The following is a 15,400-nucleotide window of genomic DNA, read 5'->3' on the forward strand; positions in this document are numbered from 1 at the left end:
GGCGGTGCAAAAAGCGCGATTCGAAGGCGCGTTTTGGGTCTCGAAGCCCTGGTTTTCGCGGCTTGGAGGAGTGGTTCCGGGGCGTCTTGGAGTTGCTTCGAAATGGCTCGGTGACGCTTTACTCTCTCAATTCCGGCGCACCGGCGACACTGCTGCGCGCGCGGCATCAGCGCCGGGGCAGGGTGAGACTGTTCGTGGTGGCTGAATGACCCGGCACGCTCAGTCTATAGGCGTATTGGCCTGGCAGGTCCGGCGCTAGCGGCCTCAAGCAGCTAATTGCTGATGGAAACGGCCGGGGTTCAATGTGGCGGTCTACCTTCGGGCAGAAACTCGTCCGCTTTCGACGTCAAAGACTTCGCCGCTGGCGCCGATCTCGGCGAAGGCAGCGGGGTCCGCGCCGGTCAGCCAGACCTGCGCGCCGAGCTTCTTCAGCTCCTCGAACAGCGCCGCGCGGCGGTTCGGATCGAGATGCGCGACGACTTCGTCGAGCAGCAGCAGCGGCGCGATGCCAGTCATCTCGGCGACCAGACTCGCATGCGCCAGCACGAGGCCGATCAGCAGCGCCTTCTGCTCACCGGTCGAGGCATCGCGCGCCGGCATGCTCTTTGGCGCATAGACCACCTGGAGGTCGGTGAGATGCGGGCCGTCGGTGGTGCGGCCGGCGATGGCATCGCGCGGACGGTTATCGCGCAGGATCTGGCGGTAGCGGTCCTCGACCGACGTCGCGGTCTCGTTAAGCAGCGCGTTCTCCATCCAGCCGTCGAGCGCGATGTGCGCCGACGGGAAGGCGGAGGCCTGCGCGCGCGTATTGAGCATGCCGGTCAGCCGTGCCGCGGTCTGGCCGCGCGTTGCGGCGACCGCGACCGCAAGCTCGGCGGTCTCGCGCTCGATCGCGTCACACCAATGGTCGTCGTAATTGCGCGTCTCCAGCAGGCGGTTGCGCGAACGCAAGGAACGCTCCAGCGCCGCGATACGGCTGGAATGGTCGCTGTCGATGGCGAGCACCAGGCGGTCGAAGAAGCGACGTCGCTCGGAGGCCGCGCCCATGAACAGGCCATCCATCGCCGGCGTCAGCCACACCATGCGGATGTGGTCGCCGAACGAAGCGGCGGAATTGACCGGCTCGCGGTCGATACGGCAGCGCCGGCTCACGGGGCTGTCAGGCCGCGGCGCATCGATGCCGGTGCCGAGCGTGGCGAGCCCGAGCGCGCCCTCGACCTGCGCCGACACCGCCCAGGAGCCGTCGCCCTGGTTGTCGGCGACCTCTTCCAGCCTCGCCCGCCGCAGGCCGCGCCCCGGCGACAGGAACGAGATCGCCTCGATGCAATTGGTCTTGCCCGCCCCGTTCGGCCCGACCAGCGCCACCATATCAGCCGCCGTCTCGAGCCCCGCCGCCCGGTAATTGCGAAAATGCGTCAGGGTCAGGCGATGAATGCGGGAGGGGGTCATCAGTTCTTCGTCGTGAACGGGATTCTTCCCCTCTCCCCTTGTGGGAGAGGGTGGCGCCTCACGTAGTGAGGCGACGGGTGAGGGGTATGTTACCGCCCGGCAAGCTTTGCAAGGATGTCCTCCAATACAGAGGCGGACTGCTGAAGCACGTCATTATTCCAATAGCGCGCTATAGAGAAACCTTCTGCGGAGAGCGCGGCTTCACGAGCTGCATCGCGTTGCGATTCAACGTGCTGGCTTCCGTCGATCTCGATCACAAGACGCTTCTCGAAGCAGACGAGTCGAGAATGTAATTCTTGAACGGGACTTGCCGGCGAAACTTGAAGTCCGACAGGCGTCGCTCCCTGAGCAGCCGCCACATCGCGCCTTCCGCATCGGTCGGCTCGCGCCGCATATTCTTCGCAAACGCGCGGAGATGTTTGGGGACCGGCCGATGGGACGGCTCTTGCGGCACTAACCCCTCACCCGATCGAATATATATCCGCCAGCGGAGCTGCCCTCTCCCACAAGGGGAGAGGGCGCAATAATGCGCATCGCGCCTGGCTCACGAAGGATTGCTCGGGGCCGAGAGCCACCTCCCTCACACCCGCATCGGCATCAGCACGTACAGCGCGCTCTTGTCGTCGCGGTCTTGCACCAGGGTGGGCGAGCCGGGGTCGGCGAGCCGGAGCGTTGCGACGTCGCCTTCGATCTGGGCGGCGATGTCGAGCAGGTAGCGGGAGTTGAAGCCGATATCGAGGGCATCGGAGGCGTATTCGACCTCCAGCTCCTCGGTCGCGCTGCCGGAATCCGGATTGGTCACCGACAGCACCAGCTTGCCCGCCGACAGCGACAGTTTTACCGCTCGCCCGCGCTCGCTCGAAATCGTCGAAACACGGTCGACCGCGTTCTCAAAATCCTTCTTGTCGACGATGAGCTCCTTGTCGTTGCCTTGCGGGATGACGCGTCCGTAGTCGGGGAAGGTGCCGTCGATCAGCTTCGAGGTCAGCACCACGTTGCCGATCGTGAAGCGGATCTTGGCCTGTGACAGCTCGATCGTCATCTCGGCCTCGGTGTCCTCGATCAGGCGCTGCACCTCGCCGACGGTCTTGCGCGGCACGATCACGCCGGGCATGCCCTCGGCCCCCTTGGGCTGGACCAAATCGAGCTGGGCGAGGCGGTGGCCGTCGGTGGCGACGCCGCGCAGGGTCGCGGCCTTAGGCGTGCCGGCCGCATGCAGATAGATGCCGTTGAGATAGTAGCGCGTCTCTTCCGTCGAGATCGCGAACTGGGTGCGGTCGATCAGCCGCTTGACGTCCTTGGCGGCGAGCGAGAACGAGTGCGACATGTCGCCGGCGGCGAGATCCGGAAAGTCGTTCTCCGGCAGGGTCTGCAGCGTGAAGCGCGAGCGGCCGGCGCGGATCGCCAGCACCGCACGGTCGCCGTCGGCCTCCAGCACGATCTGCGAACCGTCCGGCAGCTTGCGCACGATGTCGTAGAACATGTGCGCCGGCACGGTGGTGGAGCCCGCGGTTGCGGTCTCCGCCGGCAGCGTCTCGGTCACCTCGAGGTCGAGGTCGGTCGCCTTCAGCGACAATTTCGCGCTCTCGGCGCGAACCAGCACGTTGCCGAGGATCGGGATCGTGTTGCGGCGCTCGACCACGCGATGGACATGGCCCAGCGACTTCAGGAGTTGCGCGCGTTCAACCGTAACCTTCATTGCACTACTCGCCCGATCCCCAAGATGAGAAGGCCGGGCGGCGGGACGCGCGCCACGGCACCGAAGACCCCAAAAAGCCGGATCATCCTGCCGATATGACCAAAGCTGCCAGGGTCGCGCAAGGTGGCGCGGATGGCCTCCGGATTCAAGGGATCGGAGGCAGTTCCCCCACGATTTACCGCCCAGAACGAAAGCCGCCGCCCAGGCCTGGCCGGGGCGGCGGGAGCATGGCGGGAGCTCTAGGCGTTTATTCCTGAAGCTGGCGCTTCAGCGATTCCACTTCCTCGGACAGCGCGGTGTCCTTGGAAACCAGCGCCTCGATCTTGCGCACCGCATGCAGCACCGTGGTGTGATCGCGTCCGCCGAAGCGGCGGCCGATCTCGGGCAGCGAGCGCAGGGTGAGCGTCTTGGCGAGATACATCGCCACCTGGCGCGGGCGGACCACGTTGGCGGTGCGACGCGAGGACAAGAGATCGGAGCGGCTCACGTTATACTGCCGCGCCACCACGCGCTGGATGTCCTCGATCTTGATCCGCTTGGGCTCCTGCGGCCGGACCAGGTCGCGCACCTCGTGCTCGGCCATTTCCAGCGTCACCGGGCGGTTGTTGAGTTTCGAGTGCGCCAGCAGACGGTTGATCGCGCCTTCGAGGTCGCGGCCGTTATGGGTGATGGTGCGCGCCAGATAGTGCAGCACCTCCTCGGGCACCTCGAAAGTTGCATGGTGGGCGCGGGCCGCCGCGACACGTGACTTGAGAATGCCGTGCCGCAGCTCCTCGCCGAGCGAGCCCATCTCGACCACGAGGCCGCCGGCGAGCCGCGAGCGGACGCGATCGTCCAGGCTCTCGAGGTCGGACGGCGGACGGTCGGCCGCGATCACGACCTGGCGGCCGGCGTCGATCAGCGCGTTCAGCGTGTGGCAGAACTCGGCCTGGGTCGACTTGCCTTGCAGGAACTGGAGATCGTCGATGACGAGCACGTCGATGCCGCGCAGCGCTTCCTTGAAGGCCAGCGCCGTCTGCGTCTTCAGCGCGGCGACGAAGCCGTACATGAATTTCTCCGCAGTGAGATACAGCACTTTGCGCTCGTTGCCGGAATTGCCGGCCCAGGTCACCGCCTGCAGGAGATGCGTCTTGCCGAGGCCAACGCCGGCATGGATGTAGAGCGGGTTGAACATCACGGGGTCGCCGCGGCGTCCTTCGGCGACCTGGCGAGCGGCTGCATGCGCCAGCGTGTTGGAGCGGCCGACGACGAAGCTCGCAAAGGTCAGGCGCGGATCGAGCGGCGAGCCGCCGAGCGCATCGTGATTGGCCGAGACTGGCGCGGTCGCGGTCGAGCGCAGCTCCGGCGCCGGCGTGCGGCGCGCCTCGACCGGGGCGGGCGCTTCCTTCGGCTGGGCGAGCGGGCGCACCGCCGAGCGGACCGTGAGATCGATGCGATGCACTTCCGGCATCTCGGCCTGCCAGCACGACAGCACGCGCTCGGCGTAATGGGCCTGAATCCAGCTCTTCAGGAAGCGGGTCGGGACCGAGAGCCGCACGCTCTCGTCCTGCACGCCTTCCAGATCCATGCGCGCAAACCAGCTCGTGTAAACGTCTTCGCCAACGCTTGAGCGCAGCCGACCCTTCACGCGTGACCAGCGATCCTGTTCCATTGTCATCGTCTGAAAAACTTCTCTTGAGAGATAAGGTTGCGTTGTGAGCGCCATGCAGGGTTCCTGCCGGGATCCCTGGAATGGCACGACCTCAAGCGAGTCCATCGTCAGGCATGGCTCGACCGTCCGGCGAGAACGCCGCGTCCGATCAGCGATGTCAGAGATGAAGGGGTCGCGAGGTCAGCGCGTACTCTGCGCGCTCTCACACGTGGGAGGCTGGCCGTATGACGGATCGGAGACGGCATCGCCGAAAGAAGGACACTGTGTCAATACCGCGTTGAATCCGTAGGACATGATACCTCCCCGTCCCGCCGTGATTGCTCACGACAAGGTCCTGCGTGTGAAAGACAGCCGCACCTGAAAGCCCCAGTCGCGGATGCCCTGCCCGTCTATACTCGTCCGCTCGACTTCGCCGCCTTGCGAGCCGGGGTAGCCTTGCGATGTCTCTCGTGAGCGCTTGGCGCGAGGCGGGAAGATCCACTTGGAGACATTCAGACAAAAAACTACCATTCCCATATTGCTATGGGTTTTGAACCGACATCGCTTGTTGAAGCGTCGCCTACGTGCACATCGCCGCCGATTTGCACGCTCGCCCCGTTTCCTAAACCGCGCTGGTCTGAAGATCGTGGGCGCCGCTGACGACTTAAGGAATACACTAAGCGGAAAGACTCGCAATCGAATTGATTCACACTTGAGGCATCAAAAAACTTGATCTGCGTTAATGGCGCGCCCGAGTTGTTCACAGGCTGCGAAGCAAGTTTTTGGATTCGTGCACAGAATCGAGAACGCCGCGCCTCATGTGACAAATTCTCCGCCACCGCCAATATTTTTTTACAAATTCGTCACGCCCCTGACGTGCCGGCGATTTTTCCAAACGCTTGCGATCACTATGTCGATAAGTGATTAGCGAGACATCGTTTTTTGAGTCTCGTTTTGCAGGGTAACTCCACGCCGACGTGCGTTCCTGTGAATCTACGGTGTGTAGAACTTTCGTCACTCGCGGATTCAATTCAAGCCGGCAGCGCAGGGGTTTTTGCAACGCGGTGAAAGTTTCCGCTGTTGCAGAACATCTGCAGGTAGAATTACGGTACGAAGAATAGTGCAGACGATCCAGATCTTCCAATGCGAAGATCGAGCAATGGCGTCACTGCTTGCGTGAATCAACAAAAAAGCCCGGCGCGATGCCGGGCTTTGTTTGACGTGCTGATCGGGTCGGGCCGATCAGATCACGCCGATTACTTCGCGAGCTTGGCGATCTGCGCGGTGAGGCGCGAGACTTTGCGGCTGGCGTTGTTCTTGTGAATGATGTTGCGCTGCGCGGCACGCATCAACGCCGGCTCGGCATTCGCCAGCGCCTTCACGGCAGCGGCGCGATCGCCGGTCTTGATGGCTTCCTCGACGGTGCGCACGGCACCGCGCATCTGAGTGCGGCGCGACTTGTTGACGGCGGTGCGGCGGGCGATCTTGCGCGTCGCTTTCTTGGCGGAAGTGGTATTGGCCATGGTCTCAATGTCCTTTGCGGTACCGGTCGCGTCTTGGTCGGGTAGCGCCGGCTGCTTGACCGCTTAATCGACGCTCGGATTTAGGGTGTTCGGTTGCTGGGCCGTTCCCGGAACATGAGCGACGGCCTTGCGGTCGTCTCTGAGGCTCCAAAGAGTCTTAAGCTCAAGGTGCCTGCAATTGCTCAAAGAACAGCGGCGGCAGGATTGCGCCCACCGCCAGTTGGCGTCCTTATAGAGAGGGTCTTCGGCACCGTCAACGCTTTCGGGAGTTGGAAAAGCGGCCGCGAACGGGCTGGAGGCGGGCCCTAACGCTCTGAAGAGGTTGAATTTCTGCCGTCGCCCGGCTATTGGCTGGCGACGTTCCGCAAGGCCGTCCGGTCGGACGACCATCGTAGGTGAGGCATGATCCGCGGCTTTTTCCGACTTATTGGGCTGTTGCTGCTCGCCGGCGGGTTCATCTTCATGGTCTATGACGGCGCCCGCTGGGTGGCCGACCAGACCCTCAAGTTCACCCGGTTCGACCAGTTCTGGAACGATATCAATCAGGCCAGCCAGACCGCGTTCCGGACCTGGGTCGAGGCCAAGGCGCCTTGGCTCTGGACCTCGGTGATCCGCCTGGTGCTGGATCAGCCGGTGTTCGCCGTTCTCGGCGTTCTCGGCATCCTGCTGATGATCCTGTTCCGCCCCCGGAAACCGCTGATCGGCTATTCTCGGGATTGAGCGCGCGCGGGCCACGTAACAGAGCTACCTCTCGCTGCGTAGATGCTTATATTCCCCACTGATCGCGAGCTCGCCGCCTGAGCGCTTGTCTCATGGACCGGACGGCTCGTTGCGGAGACCCAATCATGCTGTTCATGCGCAAGACCACCGCATTGCCGAGCGCAACTGAGGCGCTGCCGGGCCGTGCGCAAGCCATCCCGACTGCGACCACCCATTTCGTCAACGGTGCGAAGCTGCAGCCGCCTTATCCCCCCGGTCTCGAGCAGGCGGTATTCGGCCTCGGCTGCTTCTGGGGCGCCGAGCGCAAGTTCTGGGAGCTCGGCGATGGCGTCCATGTGACTGCCGTCGGCTATGCCGGCGGCCACACGCCGAACCCAACTTATGAAGAGGTCTGTTCGGGCCGCACCGCCCATACCGAAGTGGTGCTGGTCGTGTTCGATCCCAACAAGATCTCCTACGACAGGCTCTTGAAGACATTCTGGGAGAGCCACAACCCGACGCAGGGCATGCGCCAAGGCAACGATGTCGGCACGCAGTACCGCAGCGCGATCTACACCTTCAGCGACGCGCAGAAGAAGGCCGCCGCGGAATCGAGAGCGCTCTATCAGAAGGCGCTTACCGCAAAGGGTCTCGGCGACATCACCACCGAGATCGCGCCCGCCGGCGCATTCTATTTCGCCGAGGACTACCATCAGCAATATCTGGCGAAGAATCCCGCCGGCTATTGCGGCTTAGGGGGCACCGGCGTGTCCTGCCCGATTGGAGTCGGTGTGAGCGCGTAATTGAAAGTGGTCGAAGCGTGCTGCGCTTACCCGCCCTCTGGAGGGTAGAGCATCGCATATGACTTCTCGCAACGCCGGAGCGCAGGCCTCGTCCTTCGAGACGACCGCTTCGCGGTCTCCTCTGGATGAGGCTAAGCAGCACGGCCCGTTGACACTGCTGCCACGCATTCCGTCCTTATCCTGAGGCGCCCGCCTAAAGCGGGCGTCTCGAAGGATGGCCACAGGAACCCGCTCTCAACCTCCAGGCGAGGGTACGAAACGCTTTATTAACCATAACCGGTGCAAGACTGGAGCTGTCTCGTTTCGAGGGATGGGTCCGGTGCCGGTTGCACGCGCGTTTCGACGGTCGAGTTTGGCAGCGTCCCTGGCAGCGTCCGCGGCGCTTGCCCTTGGCGGCTGCATGCAGACCGCCGGCCCGGTCGCGGTGATGCAGCCGCGCCCCGATCTCGACTCCATGGCCTACGGCCAGCCCTATGGCGCGCCGCAGCCCGTTGTCGTCGCCGACGGTGGCGGCGCCATCGGCGCGCTGCGCAATTCCTTCGCCTCGTCGCCCGCGCCCATGCCGGTCGGCTATGCCGTGCCCATGGCGGCGCCGGTGCGCTATGACTCTTCCTACCATCTCGATGCTGGCGACAAGCTGCGCGTCGTGGTCTACGGCCAGGAAGGTCTCACCAACAGCTATGCGATCGATGCCGGCGGCTCCATCACCATGCCGCTGATCGGCGCGGTGCCGGCGCGCGGACGCACCACGGCGGGCCTTGCCGGCGAAATCGCCGCACGCCTGCGCAACGGCTATATCCGCGAGCCCTCGGTCGCCGTGGAGATCGAGGCCTATCGCCCGTTCTTCATTCTCGGCGAGGTCCTCGCGCCCGGCCAATATCCTTACGTGCCGAATATGACGGTCGAAAGCGCGGTCGCCATCGCCGGCGGCTTCTCGCCCCGCGCCAAGCGCGATGTGGTCACGGTCACGCACACCGAAGCTGGCGGCGCTATGCGCGCCGTCGTCCCGCTCGGCACGCCCTTGGCGCCGGGTGACACCGTGTTCGTCGGCGAGCGCTGGTTTTAGGTTTCAGCCGACTATCTCCGTCATCATTCCGGGGCGCACGTGAGCGCGAGTCCGGAATCCATTCCTCCACCAACTCTGTGGCAAGATGGATCTTTCCGGGTCTGCGCCTGTCGGCGCGTCCCAGAATTGACGAAGGTGAGAGTGGGGGCGCTACGTCCGCATTTCACCTTCGGAAATCCAGCCGCCCGTTCGGAAAACACCCGTCGATCCGCGTATCGTCGACCACGCGCCCGACCCATGGCCGTGTGATCGCCGGCGTGGTCAGGTTGATGTACTTGCCGACCAGGCGATCCGCGCCCTCCCGCGCCGCATCGATCAGCCCGTGCCGGCGGCCGTTGTCCCAGTCGAAGCGCAGGTAGATGCGGCCTCCCGTGATGCGGATTTCCGCGCGCCCTTCTTTCCATCTGTCCGATGTATCGCCGGCAATGGTCGGATCGGCGCCGCCATTCCAGCGGCTCTGCCAGCAGCCCTCGAGCGGATCGGAGGGCGAAGCGGCTATTGCCCACGCCGCCGCGTTGGCGTCCGCGGCATCGCCGGACAGCGTGGCCGTCGCGGCATAGTTCCTCACTTCGGAATCATCGGGCTCTGGCACGTCCATGGTTCCGAACGGATTGCGACGGATGAGGTGCGTGATGGCTTGCTGCATGGCGAAGCTCCGGAGCGAGTTGGCTTGATCGGCCAGCTCTATCGCCGCGCGGCCTGATGCAGCCACCCGATTTCCGCTCTCTCCGTCATGTCCGCGGCGCAACGACGTCGCGAGCGCAAAATCCATTCTTCCACTAACCCTGACGCACAATGGATACCGGGCTCGCGCTCCGCGCGCCCCGGGATGACGGAGAGAGAAATGCTGTGCTCTACTTCAAATGCTTTGCGAAAAAATCCATGCTGCGCGGCCAGGCGATGTCGGCGCTGGCCTTGTCGTAGCTTGCCCGCTCGTCGCAATGGAAGCCATGCTGCGCGCCCGGATAGACGAAGACTTCGACATCGGGCCGCTTCGCCTTGATGGCGTCGACGTCGGTCAAGGAAATGCCGGCATCCTTCTCGCCGAAATGCAGCTGCGTCGGCACCTTCGGCGTCTCGTCCGCGAAGCGCACCACCGCGCCGCCGTAATAGCCGATCGCGGCCTTGAGGCCCGACAGCCGCGTCGCCGCGAGGAAGGCGATGCTGCCGCCAAGGCAAAAGCCGATGATGCCGACCGGGCCAGCACCCCGCGCCGCATCGATCGCCGCCTGGGTGTCGCGCAGCATCGCGGCCCAGTCCGGATTGGCGACGAATTTGCGCGCCTCCGCGATCTCGTCGGGCGAGTAGCCCGATTGGAAATTCGGCGCGGTCCGATCGAAGATCGACGGCGCGATCGCGACATAACCCTCCTTGGCGAGCCGATCGCAGACCGAGCGGATGTGGTGATTGACCCCAAAGATCTCCTGGATCACCACCACCGCGCCCTTCGCGGTGCCTGCGGGATCGGCGCGATAGGCGCCCAGCTGGAAATTGTCCGAAGCCGTCAGCTTGATATCTTGTCCCACGCAGGTTGTCCTTCTTGGTTGGTCTTCGATCCGAAAGCTATTTCCCCTCATCTGAGGAGCGCGTCAGCGCGTCTCGAAGGATGCCAGGCCGAGATGTCGCCGCGGGGCCTTTAGTTCGAGACACGGCTTCGCCGCTCCTCACCACGGGGAGGTCCACCTCACTCCCACATCCAGTTCTCGCCGTAATCCTCCTTCCATCCTGCCAGCCGGCCGTGACGGAATTGCAGGAACAGGCGGTGGCGGTTGGGGATCAAGCGGCTGCCGCCGATGTTGCGCAAAGCAAGATAGATTTCGTCGCCAGGACGCCCGCGCACATATTGCAGCGGCTGGCCGAGGGCACGGGCGGTCTGTTCGGCATCCATGCCGAAGGCGAGCGGCGTGTTGTTCGACAAGGTTGCGAGGAACGGTCGGCGCGGCGGCACGGTGCCGAACGGCTCGGCCTGCGCCGCCGACGCCAGCAGCGACACGACTGCGCCCACCGCGAAGATCCCTCGCATCATGGTCTTGCGTCTTCGATTGACCGGCCTATCCCGGCAAGTTCTTCAGGAAAGGCGCGACCGCGTCAACAAAAGCCTCGGGCTGATCGATGTTGACGGCGTGTCCGGCGGCCGGGATCACGACCTTTTGTGCGCCGGGGATCTTTGCCGCCATGTAGTCGGACGCCGCCAGGAACGGCGTGTCGTCGGCGCCGACCACGATCAGCAACGGCACCGTGATGTCGGGCAATAGCTCGATCACGCGCGCGTCGCGCTGGGTCAGCATGCCGCGTGCGGCGAGCGCCAGCCCGTTGGCGTTGCGATGGCTGGCGGTGGCGCGCTCGCGCGTCGCCGATTTGAGGACGTCAAGGCCTTCGCGGTCGAGCCTGTCGGCGGTGGCAAGCGCGCGCGCGTTCCAGGCCTCGCGCGCATCGTCTTTCTTGAAGCCCGGGCCAGTGTCGATGATCAGCAGCGCGCGGGCGCGCTGTGGGTAGGCGCGATAGAACGCAAGCGACATGTAGCCGCCGAGCGAGAGACCCCCGATGATGGCGCGCTCAGTGCCGACAGCATCGAGGATCGCCGCCATGTCGCCGACCGTGAGTGCTTCACTGTAGGCGTCGGGATCATCGGGGTAATCGGACTGGCCGTGGCCGCGCATGTCCCACAGCACGAGCTTGTGGTTTTTCGCGAGCGCATCGATTTGCCCATGCCACATCGCCGATGTCGATGAATAGCCGTGAGTGAGCAGCAACGGCGGCCCCTCACCATGAACCTCGTAGTAGATTCCGACGCCGTCTCGATCGATCCTTGGCATTGCTCCCGCCCTGTTGTTTCTGGTTTCGTCGCCGCGATAACGGTGCACCCTCTCCCCTTGTGGGAGAGGGTGGCTTCGCGCAGCGAAGCCGGGTGAGGGGTTCTCCCCTCACAAACAGTCTCGCGAGCCGAGAGATACCCCTCATCCGGCGCTTCGCGCTGAGCAACCGGCGACATGGGTAACAGTTCAAACCGACGACATGGGTAACACAATTCTCGTTTCGTTCAGGCCTGCTGTTGTTGGGGCTGTGGACCCTGGGGGCAACGCGCAGCGTTGTCCCCAAGGTCCACAGCGCTTTGGCGTTCTTAATTGATCCGCCCGATAAGCAATGGTGCCGAGCGTGACCGGGCCGTAGGTGACCGTTTGGCCATCCTCGGACGCCACCAAGCCTACGGGCTCGCATGTCGGATGCGCTTGCTGTTGTGTCCAGTGGCTGCACCGCGTCCTTGGCGCGGCGCACAACGAGCAAGTGCAGAGCTGGTTTTTTCGACCCATTCCAAATTGCATTTGCCTCCGCGCGTTAACGCGATCATGCTCGCCGTCAAGGTCGACGCCAGCCCGGTGGGCGTCCGCCGCACAAGTTGCCGCCGTAAGCGGCTTCATGCACCGGCAGGGGAAGACGCCTATGCCAACACTCACCATCAACGGGCGGAGTCTGTCCGTGGATGCGGCGAACGACACGCCGCTCCTCTGGGCGATCCGCGAGCAATTGCAGATGACCGGCACCAAGTTCGGCTGCGGCGCCGGGCTGTGCGGTGCCTGCACCGTGCACGTCAACGGCGAAGCCGTGCGTTCGTGCCAGACCATGGTCGGAGACGTCGCCGGCAAGAAGATCACCACCATCGAAGGCCTCTCCGCCAAGGGCGATCATCCCTTGCAGAAGGCGTGGATCGCCGAGCAGGTGCCGCAATGCGGCTATTGCCAGTCCGGGCAGATCATGCAGGCAGCCTCGCTGCTGTCGAAGAATCCCAATCCGACCAAGGAAGAGGTCGTCGCTCACATGGATGGCAATCTCTGCCGCTGCATGACCTATTCGCGGATCCAGAAGGCGATCATGCGGGCCGCGTCCGAGATGCGCACCGCATCCACGGCCACCGAACGGAGGCCCACATGAATAAGCACGTGAACAACGTCGTCCCAGAGGCGACCGATCTCAGCCGCCGCTCCTTCCTCGTCGGCACCGCCGCGACGGGTCTCGTGCTCGGTTATTCCGGCGTGCCCGGCATCAGCGACGCGCTTGCGGCGCCTTCGAACTTCGAGCCGAGCGTCTGGTATGCGATCTCGCCGGACGGTCTCGTCACCGTGACCTGCGGCAAGGCCGATATGGGCCAGCATATCGCCTCCACCATGGCGCAGATCGTCTGCGAGGAACTGGGCGCGAAGTGGAGCGACATGCGCGTGTCGCTTGCCTCCAACGACCCGAAGTTCAATGATCCCGTACTGGGCGCGCAGATCACCGGCGGCAGCTGGTCGACGATGATGAACTTCGACGCCATGAGCCGCGCGGGCGCCGCGGGCCGCATGGCACTAACGGAAGCCGCGGCTGCCGCCATGGGTGTGCCGGCCTCGGAGCTCGTGGTGCGCGATTCCATGATCGTGCATCCGAAGTCGAAGAAGCAAATGTCGTTCGCCGATGTGGTGAAGAGCGGCAAAGCGACCAAAACCTTCACGCCGGATGAGCTGAAGGCGATCAAGCTGAAGACGCCGGATCAATACACCATGATCGGCGTGTCGGTGCCGCAGCTCGACATCCCCTCAAAGACCAATGGCACGGCAAAGTACGGGATCGATGTGATGTTGCCGGGCATGGTCTATGGCGCGGTGGTCACGCCTCCGGTGCGCTTCGGCGCCACGGTGACATCGGTCGACGACAGCGGCGCCAAGAAGGTGCCGGGCTTCATCAAGGCCGTCACGCTCGACGACAAGACCGGAACGACGTCGGGCTGGGTCGTCGCGGTGGCCGGCACCTACGCCAACGCCAAGAAGGCGGCGCAAGCGCTGAAGATCGCCTATGACAATGGTCCGAACGCCAAGCTGTCGAGCCAGTCGCTGCTCGATGAAGCCAAGCGGCTTCAGATGTTAGAGGATTCCGGCCAGTTCTTCGTCAAGGACGGCGATCCCAATGCAGCCCTCGGTTCGGCGGCCAAGGTGGTGGAGGCCGAATACACCACCAGCATCAACATCCACGCGCCGCTGGAGCCGATGAACGCCACAGCGGAGTTCAAGGGCGACATCCTGCACATCTATTCCGGCAACCAGTTCGCGACGCGCTCCGGCGCGATCGCTGCAGGTGCAGCCGGGATCGATCCGAAATTCGTGGTCATGCACCAGATGTGGCTGGGCGGCGGCTTCGGCCGGCGTCTCGATGCCGACATGATGATTCCGGCGGTGCAGGCGGCAAAGGCGGTCGGCAAGCCGGTGAAGGTGATCTATTCGCGCGAGAACGACATGACGATGGATTTCTCGCGCCCGCTTACCTATCAAAAGGTCAAGGCCGGCGTGGACGGCGATGGCAAGCTCATTGCGATCAGCCACGACGTGGTCTCGGCCTGGCCGACCGCGCGCTGGGGAATCCCCGACTTCCTGACGCCGTCGGTCGACAAGAAGGGCCCGCTCGATTCCTTCACGGTGAATGGGGCCGACTTCTTCTACACCGTGCCCAACCATTATGTGCGCGCGATCAAGAACGAGCTCGCGCACAACGCCACGCCGTCCGGCCAGCTCCGTTCGGTGGCGCCGGGCTGGACCTTCTGGGCGGTCGAAAGCATGATCGACGAGATCGCGGCGGCCACGGGCAAAGACCCCGCGCAGTTCCGCATCTCGCTGCTCGATGGCGCCGGCAAGAACGACGGCGGCGCGCAGCGGCTGCGCAACACGCTGCTCGCCGCGATGGGACTGTCCGGCTATGGCACCAAGCAGCTGCCGAAAGACGAGGGCATGGGTGTGGCCTGTGTATCGTCGCAGGAGCGTGCGACTGCGAGCTGGACGGCCTGCGTCGCCCATGTCGCGGTGGCGCCATCGGGTGAGGTGACGGTGAAGAAGCTCACGGTCGCAACCGACGTCGGCACCCAGGTGCATCCCGACAACATCCGCGCCCAGGTCGAGGGTGCGGCGCTGTGGGGCCTGTCGCTGGCGATGTACGAGAAGGCGACACTCAAGGACGGTGGCATCGAGCAGACCAATTTCGACAGCTATACGCCCTTGCGCATGAGCCAGACGCCCGAGGTCGCCGTCGCCGTGATCGCCAACGGCGAGAAGGCAACTGGCGTCGGCGAGCCCGCGGTGACGGTGGTGGCGCCCGCCATCGGCAATGCCATCTTCAACGCCTCCGGCGCCCGCGTCCGGGCGCTGCCGATCACGGCCGAAGCCGTGAAGGCGAGCATGAAGGCGTAAGGCTGGCCAAGACAGCTTGAGACGATCCGCCGGAGGGCAACCTCCGGCGGATTTGTTTTGGCGCCGCCTCCACACTGTCGCTGTCAAGCCGGGCGATGACAGCGGAGGGTGTGGCTATGGCGCCCAAAATTCCCCTTATTCCTCAATGGCCCGCTACTGTGCATGGGGTTGTTTTTCGACTTTTTTGTTTGGAGCCGCCCCACAGCGGAAATTCCTCAAATTGCCTCCAATTGCGCAGGGTTCCATTGAGGACGCCTCTTAAGGGCCAGAGAACCTGATCCGGCTTAGGCTTAAGGCCAATACGCACGTGCTCTCGGTACCC

At 64.1% G+C, this 15,400-nt stretch carries 13 protein-coding genes and 1 pseudogene; 5 read left to right on the forward strand and 9 right to left on the reverse strand.

The window, feature by feature from the left end; all coding sequences use genetic code 11:
- Nucleotides 1-312: 312 nt before the first annotated feature.
- From recF to rpsT, 5 genes and pseudogenes are all read right to left on the reverse strand, one after another.
- Nucleotides 313-1,449, reverse strand: coding sequence for a DNA replication/repair protein RecF (gene recF, locus IVA91_RS09875; RefSeq protein ID WP_247282033.1), 1,137 nt, complete (start codon nt 1,447-1,449; stop codon nt 313-315).
- A gap of 89 nt (nt 1,450-1,538) precedes the next feature.
- Nucleotides 1,539-1,903: pseudogene (locus tag IVA91_RS09880) on the reverse strand (DUF559 domain-containing protein).
- Nucleotides 1,904-2,029: 126 nt separating this feature from the next.
- Nucleotides 2,030-3,148, reverse strand: coding sequence for a DNA polymerase III subunit beta (dnaN, locus tag IVA91_RS09885; protein WP_247282032.1), 1,119 nt, complete (start codon nt 3,146-3,148; stop codon nt 2,030-2,032).
- Nucleotides 3,149-3,395: 247 nt separating this feature from the next.
- Nucleotides 3,396-4,805: a chromosomal replication initiator protein DnaA gene (gene dnaA, locus IVA91_RS09890; protein ID WP_247282031.1), complete on the reverse strand. Its 1,410-nt coding sequence runs from the start codon at nt 4,803-4,805 to the stop codon at nt 3,396-3,398.
- A gap of 1,229 nt (nt 4,806-6,034) precedes the next feature.
- Nucleotides 6,035-6,301, reverse strand: a complete 267-nt coding sequence (gene rpsT, locus IVA91_RS09895) for a 30S ribosomal protein S20 (protein ID WP_027549990.1) — start codon at nt 6,299-6,301, stop codon at nt 6,035-6,037.
- Nucleotides 6,302-6,703: 402 nt separating this feature from the next.
- Between rpsT and IVA91_RS09900 the strand changes: the two genes are divergently transcribed.
- The 3 genes from IVA91_RS09900 to IVA91_RS09910 all read left to right on the forward strand — a co-directional run bounded on the left by IVA91_RS09900 (nt 6,704) and on the right by IVA91_RS09910 (nt 8,869).
- Nucleotides 6,704-7,021 (forward strand): hypothetical protein, encoded by a 318-nt coding sequence (locus IVA91_RS09900; RefSeq protein ID WP_247282030.1) that lies wholly within the window; start codon nt 6,704-6,706, stop codon nt 7,019-7,021.
- Between the two features lie 125 nt (nt 7,022-7,146).
- Nucleotides 7,147-7,803 carry a peptide-methionine (S)-S-oxide reductase MsrA gene (gene msrA, locus IVA91_RS09905; protein WP_247282029.1) on the forward strand — a complete coding sequence of 219 codons (657 nt, stop codon included), beginning with the start codon at nt 7,147-7,149 and terminating at the stop codon, nt 7,801-7,803.
- Between the two features lie 319 nt (nt 7,804-8,122).
- Nucleotides 8,123-8,869, forward strand: coding sequence for a polysaccharide biosynthesis/export family protein (locus tag IVA91_RS09910; RefSeq protein WP_247458696.1), 747 nt, complete (start codon nt 8,123-8,125; stop codon nt 8,867-8,869).
- A 163-nt stretch (nt 8,870-9,032) separates the two neighbouring features.
- Here IVA91_RS09910 and IVA91_RS09915 read toward each other — a convergent pair whose 3' ends face one another.
- From IVA91_RS09915 to IVA91_RS09930, 4 genes are all read right to left on the reverse strand, one after another.
- Nucleotides 9,033-9,515 carry a hypothetical protein gene (locus IVA91_RS09915; protein WP_247282027.1) on the reverse strand — a complete coding sequence of 161 codons (483 nt, stop codon included), beginning with the start codon at nt 9,513-9,515 and terminating at the stop codon, nt 9,033-9,035.
- A gap of 208 nt (nt 9,516-9,723) precedes the next feature.
- On the reverse strand, nt 9,724-10,395 hold the full coding sequence (locus tag IVA91_RS09920; RefSeq protein ID WP_247282026.1) for a dienelactone hydrolase family protein: 672 nt from the start codon (nt 10,393-10,395) through the stop codon (nt 9,724-9,726).
- Nucleotides 10,396-10,553: 158 nt separating this feature from the next.
- On the reverse strand, nt 10,554-10,895 hold the full coding sequence (locus IVA91_RS09925) for a hypothetical protein (protein ID WP_247282025.1): 342 nt from the start codon (nt 10,893-10,895) through the stop codon (nt 10,554-10,556).
- 25 nt (nt 10,896-10,920) lie between these two features.
- Nucleotides 10,921-11,685 (reverse strand): alpha/beta fold hydrolase, encoded by a 765-nt coding sequence (locus IVA91_RS09930; RefSeq protein ID WP_247282024.1) that lies wholly within the window; start codon nt 11,683-11,685, stop codon nt 10,921-10,923.
- 625 nt (nt 11,686-12,310) lie between these two features.
- Here IVA91_RS09930 and IVA91_RS09935 point away from each other — a divergent pair.
- Together IVA91_RS09935 and IVA91_RS09940 are read left to right on the forward strand one after the other, a co-directional pair.
- A complete protein-coding gene (locus tag IVA91_RS09935; RefSeq protein ID WP_247282023.1) occupies nt 12,311-12,799 on the forward strand; it encodes a (2Fe-2S)-binding protein in 489 nt (162 codons plus the stop codon).
- On the forward strand, nt 12,796-15,078 hold the full coding sequence (locus IVA91_RS09940; RefSeq protein WP_247282022.1) for a molybdopterin cofactor-binding domain-containing protein: 2,283 nt from the start codon (nt 12,796-12,798) through the stop codon (nt 15,076-15,078). Before IVA91_RS09935 ends, IVA91_RS09940 begins: the two co-directional genes overlap by 4 nt.
- The last annotated feature ends 322 nt before the right edge of the window (nt 15,079-15,400 follow it).

Source organism: Bradyrhizobium sp. 153 (assembly GCF_023073835.1).
Lineage (GTDB): Bacteria > Pseudomonadota > Alphaproteobacteria > Rhizobiales > Xanthobacteraceae > Bradyrhizobium.

Bases quoted from the DNA above. Each gene is read 5' to 3' on its own strand.
- recF (WP_247282033.1), bottom strand. From the start codon at position 1,449: ATGACCCCCTCCCGCATTCATCGCCTGACCCTGACGCATTTTCGCAAT.
- dnaN (WP_247282032.1), bottom strand. From the start codon at position 3,148: ATGAAGGTTACGGTTGAACGCGCGCAACTCCTGAAGTCGCTGGGCCAT.
- dnaA (WP_247282031.1), bottom strand. From the start codon at position 4,805: ATGACAATGGAACAGGATCGCTGGTCACGCGTGAAGGGTCGGCTGCGC.
- rpsT (WP_027549990.1), bottom strand. From the start codon at position 6,301: ATGGCCAATACCACTTCCGCCAAGAAAGCGACGCGCAAGATCGCCCGC.
- IVA91_RS09900 (WP_247282030.1), top strand. From the start codon at position 6,704: ATGATCCGCGGCTTTTTCCGACTTATTGGGCTGTTGCTGCTCGCCGGC.
- msrA (WP_247282029.1), top strand. From the start codon at position 7,147: ATGCTGTTCATGCGCAAGACCACCGCATTGCCGAGCGCAACTGAGGCG.
- IVA91_RS09915 (WP_247282027.1), bottom strand. From the start codon at position 9,515: ATGCAGCAAGCCATCACGCACCTCATCCGTCGCAATCCGTTCGGAACC.
- IVA91_RS09925 (WP_247282025.1), bottom strand. From the start codon at position 10,895: ATGATGCGAGGGATCTTCGCGGTGGGCGCAGTCGTGTCGCTGCTGGCG.
- IVA91_RS09930 (WP_247282024.1), bottom strand. From the start codon at position 11,685: ATGCCAAGGATCGATCGAGACGGCGTCGGAATCTACTACGAGGTTCAT.
- IVA91_RS09935 (WP_247282023.1), top strand. From the start codon at position 12,311: ATGCCAACACTCACCATCAACGGGCGGAGTCTGTCCGTGGATGCGGCG.
- IVA91_RS09940 (WP_247282022.1), top strand. From the start codon at position 12,796: ATGAATAAGCACGTGAACAACGTCGTCCCAGAGGCGACCGATCTCAGC.